Below are 6,325 nucleotides of genomic sequence, written 5' to 3'. Positions count from 1 at the left end.
ACCATCGCCCATTCGAACAGTGTTTTTTATTTTGAAAATGCCGCTAAAATCCTCTCCCGAAATTTACAAACCAGAGTAAAAACAATGAAAAAATTAGTCTTAGCGGCTCTTACGATTGCCTCAGTTACGGGGATCGCATCAACTTCAGCTTTCGCATCAAACGAAATGTACACATTAGGTGGTGTAGGTATGGATAGCGGTGACGTTGGCGCTCAATTCACGTTAGGTAGCCAGATCGTTCAAAGCAATTGGTATATTGAATCGACGTTACTTGTTATCAGCACTGACGATAAGTCTACTAGCTATAATGGTGACAAGGTGCTTCAAACAGAGCAAGAGTTCGATTCTTTAATGCTTTCATTAACACCTATGTATAAGCACAGCTTCAGCGAAAACTTCGCTGTTTATGGTAAGGCGGGCGCGTTTTACGCACACTCAGATACCAAATTGGTGTTCCGATCTAGCGATAATAATGAAGTCCACAAAGGGTCCCATGGTGATTTTGGCTTAACTTACGGCATCGGCGCAGAATACAAGTCACTAAAACCAGTTTTCGGCCACTCCAAGTTTGTGACTCGAGCTGGATTTGATTGGTATGAGTTCGGCGGAAGTACTGGTTGGTATACCGCTGAGTCGGTACTGAATATCCAAGCAGGCTTTACCTTTTAATTGAGTCGATAAAAAAGTAAGCCTCTTGTTGTGTGGGGCTTACTTTGTACATTTTTTGATTCAGACTACACACTCTTTCTTCATGATAGCAAGTCCTGTTTCCAAGGTATGTGCCCAAGCTTGTTCGATATTTTCATCATAAAGTGGATCGTATTTTTTAACCGTATTGAGCAAGGAATTAAACCACTCGTTGAGCTCTTGCTCAGAAATATCCATGCCTAAATCTTTATGTCGCTTCCCAAGCTTTCTCACCGAGTTTCGTACGCTCGGCAGACCTGCAGAGTTATAGATAAGGATGATTGAAGCTTTAAGCATCTTGGTTTGTTGCTCTAACCCTATGTTTTCAAATCGCTCTGAAAACCTAGGGTTGTGTTCGCAGAAGTCCGCCAAAAATGTTTCTAGAAATTCTTCATCGATCCTGCAACGCTCAAAGCTTTCATAAAACAGTTCATTAGGTGTCATTTTGTTGGTTCTTCGCATTCGCCAGCGATCCTTAACAGTCCATGTCATCTAAGTATACGCCACTATGGCATAAAGTGAGTTGCACAGATCTTGTTTCCATCAGGATCTCGCAAATAAGCCATGTACAAGCGACGCTCGTCAGAACCTCTCGCTCCGGGGCCATTTTCAATACTGGTACCGCCATTTTCGACGCCAACACGATGCCACTCATCTACAACTTCTGGGGAGGATGCAAGAAAACCCACCGTCATACCGTTGCCGTGAGTCGCAGGCTGACCATCAATCGGCTTCGTTAAACCCAACACACCCGTTTGGCTAACGTAAACACAGCGCCCTTTGGGATCAACAGAACCTTCGCTATAACCAAGCACTTTCATGATTGGGTCATAAAAAGCCTTCGCGCGTTCAATATCTTTGGTACCGAGAAAAACATGGCTGAACATAACTAACCTCTTCTTTTATTGAAAGAACCACCTAAACTAGACCTATAATTCGTGATTGTCTAGGCACGCTATTCGGCCACAACTGTTGCTTAACCCATTGAGTAAAAGCTAAAACTTAGCCCGTTGCTCCATGTTTTTCAGGAACTCAGTTAGTCTAATCAACAATGCGTTGTGCGCCCTGTCCTTGGTCATGCAGAATATCTTCAGGGTTCAACAATTGGCATTTCTGCATACTCAAACACCCGCAACCGATACAACCAGTTAGGTTTTCTTGTAGAGATTTAATCTGCGCCATCTTGCTGTCCAGTTGCCCCTGCCATTTCTTCGCAACGCGTTCCCAATCTCGCTTAGTCGCGGTATGGTTCATTGGCAGTGTTGATAACTCTTCGGTGATCTCTTCGAGCGTGAAGCCTATCGACTGCGCGACTTGTATCAACGCAATTCGTCTCAACATCGCCGACTGATACCGGCGTTGATTTCCGTTAGTACGAATCGAAGCAATCAACCCTTTGGTTTCATAAAAGCGCAGCGCTGAAGGTGCCACACCACTTCGCTCCGCCAATTGGCCTATGGTGAGATATACGATGTTTCTCATTACGACACTATCCTTGAGATCATAAATATTTAAAGCTTACTTTAACTTTATAATAACGACCAATTCTCATCTTAACTAATTAATGTCCTTAAACTTTGATAACGGGCGCAATGAAAAGAAACCACGCAAATAGCTACTTTGTTTTATTGTGGTGTTCTCGCTCTCTAAATCTGACTCATGATCGATTTCAGGCTCTCTGCTATTTCGGCATTGATGATTTCTCCCGTTTCTACATTAAAGTTATCGTAGAAACTTGGTACCGACATCGAGCCCTTCACATCAGCATCAAAGTAAGGTGCAGAATGTACCGCAGACGACAACACAGAGCTGGCGCCACCTGGGCCTGGTGATGTGGAGAGCATCACAACAGGTTTGCCTTGGTACACTTTCATGTCGATTCGTGATGTCCAATCAAACACATTCTTAAAGGCTGCGGTGTATGAACCGTTGTACTCTGCAAAAGAGATGACGACAGCATCTGCTTCGCCAATCTTGCTAAAAAAGCGCTGCGCATGTTGATGGACACCGGACTCTTTTTCTCTGTCTTCACTGTAAATGGGCATCTCGAAATCATTAAGATCGAGCACCTCTACTTGCGCGCCCTCAACTAAGCTTGCGGTGTACGCTGCCAATTGTTGGTTAATCGATGCTTTACTGTTGGTCGCGCCAATCGCTAATACTTTCATTGTTGATCCTTGTTCATTTTTCTCACCTTTTTGCACTCATGACTTCAATTACGGAGCTCAAAGTTCATAACTGAAGATTCGTAACGTCTGTTTGATAACATCAAAACCTGCACTAGGCGACAAGGTGATAGATTGTGTTTTTAGATTGGGGACGATGATAGAACTTCAAGTTAACTTGAGGTAAAGCGATATTTTCAAAAAATAGGAAATAATTTAAAAACACTTATAAAGCAGTTAATTACGAAAGGTTAAACATAGGTTAGTATTACACAGACAAAAATAAGCACACCCAAAATACAGTGAGTGTGCTTGATCGAAATACTATTTACTTAAGTTGATTTAATGGACTGACACCAGAGTAAGCGACTCCGGATAGCTCGGCCATTTCGCGATTCCATGTTGCCAAATCGTGAGGATTAAACTGATTCAAATGATCATGACCACACGCTCTCGCCATCACTTGCATCAATTCAGTCGAGGCTTCGAAGAAGTTCTTCAATTGATTCGATGCCTTCTCGACATTTAACCGTTGGCGTAAATCGGCTTTTTGAGTCGCGATGCCCGCCGGGCAATTATTGGTGTTACACATTCGGGCGGCAACACACCCTATCGACTGCATGGCACTGTTCGAGATAGCGACACCATCTGCACCAAGCGCCATCGCTTTTACAAAGTCCATTGGAACACGAAGCCCACCAGTAATGATTAAGGTGACTCTGCCACTTACGCCTTGCTTGTCTAGATAGGCTCTGGCACGAGCAAGCGCTGGAATAGTTGGCACGCTAATATGGTCACGGAACATTTCTGGCGCCGCACCTGTGCCACCGCCTCGACCATCCAAGATGATGTAATCGGCACTGGCATCCAATGCGAACTGAATATCCTCTTCAATATGATTGGCACTCAACTTGAAGCCAATTGGGATCCCGCCAGTCACCTCTCGAACTCGGTCGGCGAACTTTTTGAAATCCTCGACGGTTTTTAGATCAACAAAGGTGGGTGGAGAAATCGCGGCGGTACCCGCTTCAATGCCACGCACCTCTGCTATCTTGCCAATGTTCTTCGCACCCGGTAGGTGACCGCCAGTTCCGGTTTTAGCACCCTGCCCACCTTTAAAATGGAAGGCTTGGACATTTTTGAGCTTAGATTCATCGTAACCAAATTGTGCGCTAGCTAATTCATAAAAGTAACGTGAGTTTGCCGCTTGCTCTTCGGGCAACATGCCTCCCTCACCCGAGCAAATTCCCGTTCCCGCAAGCTCCGCGCCTGTCGCTAAAGAGATTTTCGCTTCTTCAGACAACGACCCAAAACTCATATCAGAAACAAACAAAGATATGTTCAACTTGAGTGGCTTTTTCGCTTTTGGCCCAATAATAAGCTCAGTACCAACTGGCACATGTTCCAATAACGGTTTGGTCGCCATTTGTGCAACCATCACTTGAATATCATCCCAGTGAGGCAATAGATATCTTGGAACGCCCATTGAAGTCATTGGCCCGTGATGCCCCACTTTGGATAAGCCATCTCGTGCTAATTGATGAATGAACTCAACCGTGGGCTCCTCTTTGGTTGCAGAAGCCGCAGGTGAGAGATCGGGCGTTGCCGCTTGGATGTGAACATCGGGGCCTTCTTGGCCCACTTGCTCAGCCGTAAACTGTTTATGGGTGCCATCACAGAAAGGGAGATTGTTCGAATACTTACAGCGGCACAGGTAAGCGTCGCCGGTTTCCTCGGCCACGAAACTCTTCGGTTTGAAGCCCGTTCCTGCATGAGAACCATCACAAAACGGTTGGTTTTTCGATTTCCCACAGGTACAGAAGTAATACTCCTCCCCTTCTGTTAGCTCCACTTTGACTGGCTTGGTATCCGCTATCACTGGATTCTTCATAGTTCGCTCACCTTTTCTTTCTTATGATTTGATGACTGAAGCGATGACTTGCTCACAAGAGTAAAGTAAAGGTGAGATACGCGGCTAATTCAATAAATAAGCCAGAGAAAACAAGCTGAATAGACAGTCTAAAAACAGAAATCTTACTGATTCAACACAAACAAAAATGGCCACCAAATCGGCAGCCATTGTGTTTTAAATCTGAGTCTAAGCTAAACGTGAAAGGTTAATCGAATAACTCGATGACCAGCTTGTTGTCTTTAATCACTAGATTGGGTTCCGATGACTTGATCAACGACTCTTGCACTTTATTGCTGTCGAGCTTGTAAACTGGAGACTGGGACAAAGCAAAACCAATCATAGAAACGGCAGGCTTAAGTAGTTTGGCAATCTCTGGCGAAAGCTGTTTATCTTTTTCTTCAAAGCGCTCTAAACGCAGTGATTTCAAATAAATCTCGCCGCTCTCTTTGTCGTATTCAGGAATCGCACTGAACTCGATATCCAAGTCCAACCCCATATTCGGCATATTGAACACCTGAACTTTTGCATTGGTGTTCGCTAAAACAGACACACGCTCGGTATCAGCTCTACCAATCTGCACCGCTAAATCATCAACAGCGACTTGCGCATACATAACGTTTTGCACACCGACTTCTTGTTCTAACATCACCGAATCTTGCAGGTAGTTCATCATTTCTTGCTCAGTCACGCTGTAGCTAACACAACCACTTAGCACCAGCACAGAAGCTGCCAAAATAAACTTTTTTGCTACGTTAATTATCATCAATACCAACTCTTTATCGTTAGTTATTAGCGCGGAATTTACCTTGTAATGGTACTGTAAAATAGTCGTCACAATTACAGTGTCGGATAACTGAGTAAAATGATCCACCTAGTTGGTGATTGCGTACAATTTAAAATTAGCAAAAATAGTTAGGGAAACAATGACTGCATTAACGATATTTTACGATGGCACCTGTCCACTTTGTGCAAAAGAGATGGCGGCACTGGCTAAATCTGATACCAAAAATCAGATTCAAACCATCGATATCTACAGTGAGGCGTTTACAGATTACCCGCAGATAGATGCAGAGGCAGCCAACACGATTTTGCATGCACTCGATGAGAATGGAAAACTGCTGCTGGGTTTGGACGTGACTTACCAAGCGTGGAAGCTGGTTGGTAAAGGTTGGCTTTATACCCCATTGCGCTGGGCGATATTTAGGCCAATGGCCGACTGGTGTTATCTGCGGTTTGCCAAGAACCGATACAAAGTCTCTTTCTGGCTAACTGGAAAGTCACGTTGCAACGGTAACAGCTGCACTAAATAGCTGTACTAAATTGCATTGGTATTAAGACATACCACTCGCGACTTTGTAATACACCACACCAAACAGCGCAGCAAAAACTAAAACGGTAACCGCGACTTTTAACCAAATAAACTTCATGTTTTGTCCTCTAAATTCTGTTTACTGTTTCGCGAGACAAGTTACCACAACAAAACATTCGGTTGGGTAATGATTTATAGAACTTTGTAGTCATACCAATCACAGTAAGTAAGTGGTCAAAAATAGCGCAGGGA

8 protein-coding genes are annotated in these 6,325 nt (G+C 44.0%); 2 read left to right on the top strand and 6 right to left on the bottom strand.

Features of this window, described 5'->3' with window-relative positions; translation table 11 throughout:
- The first annotated feature begins 84 nt into the window (after nt 1-84).
- Nucleotides 85-669: an outer membrane beta-barrel protein gene (locus tag AB4653_RS07705; RefSeq protein WP_009847214.1), complete on the top strand. Its 585-nt coding sequence runs from the start codon at nt 85-87 to the stop codon at nt 667-669.
- A gap of 60 nt (nt 670-729) precedes the next feature.
- Here AB4653_RS07705 and AB4653_RS07700 read toward each other — a convergent pair whose 3' ends face one another.
- The 6 genes from AB4653_RS07700 to AB4653_RS07675 all read right to left on the bottom strand — a co-directional run bounded on the left by AB4653_RS07700 (nt 730) and on the right by AB4653_RS07675 (nt 5,527).
- Complete coding sequence (locus AB4653_RS07700; RefSeq protein WP_029224030.1) at nt 730-1,131, bottom strand: globin; 402 nt, start codon at nt 1,129-1,131, stop codon at nt 730-732.
- A gap of 62 nt (nt 1,132-1,193) precedes the next feature.
- Nucleotides 1,194-1,574 (bottom strand): VOC family protein, encoded by a 381-nt coding sequence (locus tag AB4653_RS07695; protein ID WP_009847216.1) that lies wholly within the window; start codon nt 1,572-1,574, stop codon nt 1,194-1,196.
- Between the two features lie 154 nt (nt 1,575-1,728).
- Nucleotides 1,729-2,169, bottom strand: coding sequence for a redox-sensitive transcriptional activator SoxR (gene soxR / locus AB4653_RS07690; protein WP_009847217.1), 441 nt, complete (start codon nt 2,167-2,169; stop codon nt 1,729-1,731).
- Between the two features lie 164 nt (nt 2,170-2,333).
- Nucleotides 2,334-2,855, bottom strand: a complete 522-nt coding sequence (locus AB4653_RS07685; RefSeq protein WP_032555252.1) for an NADPH-dependent FMN reductase — start codon at nt 2,853-2,855, stop codon at nt 2,334-2,336.
- A 325-nt stretch (nt 2,856-3,180) separates the two neighbouring features.
- A complete protein-coding gene (locus AB4653_RS07680) occupies nt 3,181-4,743 on the bottom strand; it encodes a glutamate synthase-related protein (protein WP_102257806.1) in 1,563 nt (520 codons plus the stop codon).
- 226 nt (nt 4,744-4,969) lie between these two features.
- Nucleotides 4,970-5,527: a DUF1439 domain-containing protein gene (locus AB4653_RS07675; RefSeq protein WP_009847220.1), complete on the bottom strand. Its 558-nt coding sequence runs from the start codon at nt 5,525-5,527 to the stop codon at nt 4,970-4,972.
- Nucleotides 5,528-5,687: 160 nt separating this feature from the next.
- On the opposite strand from AB4653_RS07675, the gene AB4653_RS07670 reads away from it, so the two are divergent.
- Nucleotides 5,688-6,074 carry a thiol-disulfide oxidoreductase DCC family protein gene (locus tag AB4653_RS07670; RefSeq protein WP_009847221.1) on the top strand — a complete coding sequence of 129 codons (387 nt, stop codon included), beginning with the start codon at nt 5,688-5,690 and terminating at the stop codon, nt 6,072-6,074.
- Nucleotides 6,075-6,325 lie beyond the last annotated feature (251 nt).

The organism is Vibrio sp. 10N.222.48.A3, from assembly GCF_041475345.1.
Lineage (GTDB): Bacteria > Pseudomonadota > Gammaproteobacteria > Enterobacterales > Vibrionaceae > Vibrio > Vibrio tasmaniensis_A.
Note: the sequence above shows the minus strand (reverse complement) of the source record. Positions and strands in the feature narration are given on the sequence as shown.

Excerpts from the sequence above, each read along its gene's own strand:
- AB4653_RS07700 (WP_029224030.1), bottom strand. The coding sequence starts at position 1,131 with ATGACACCTAATGAACTGTTTTATGAAAGCTTTGAGCGTTGCAGGATC.
- soxR (WP_009847217.1), bottom strand. The coding sequence starts at position 2,169 with ATGAGAAACATCGTATATCTCACCATAGGCCAATTGGCGGAGCGAAGT.
- AB4653_RS07680 (WP_102257806.1), bottom strand. The coding sequence starts at position 4,743 with ATGAAGAATCCAGTGATAGCGGATACCAAGCCAGTCAAAGTGGAGCTA.
- AB4653_RS07685 (WP_032555252.1), bottom strand. The coding sequence starts at position 2,855 with ATGAAAGTATTAGCGATTGGCGCGACCAACAGTAAAGCATCGATTAAC.
- AB4653_RS07675 (WP_009847220.1), bottom strand. The coding sequence starts at position 5,527 with ATGATAATTAACGTAGCAAAAAAGTTTATTTTGGCAGCTTCTGTGCTG.
- AB4653_RS07705 (WP_009847214.1), top strand. The coding sequence starts at position 85 with ATGAAAAAATTAGTCTTAGCGGCTCTTACGATTGCCTCAGTTACGGGG.
- AB4653_RS07670 (WP_009847221.1), top strand. The coding sequence starts at position 5,688 with ATGACTGCATTAACGATATTTTACGATGGCACCTGTCCACTTTGTGCA.
- AB4653_RS07695 (WP_009847216.1), bottom strand. The coding sequence starts at position 1,574 with ATGTTCAGCCATGTTTTTCTCGGTACCAAAGATATTGAACGCGCGAAG.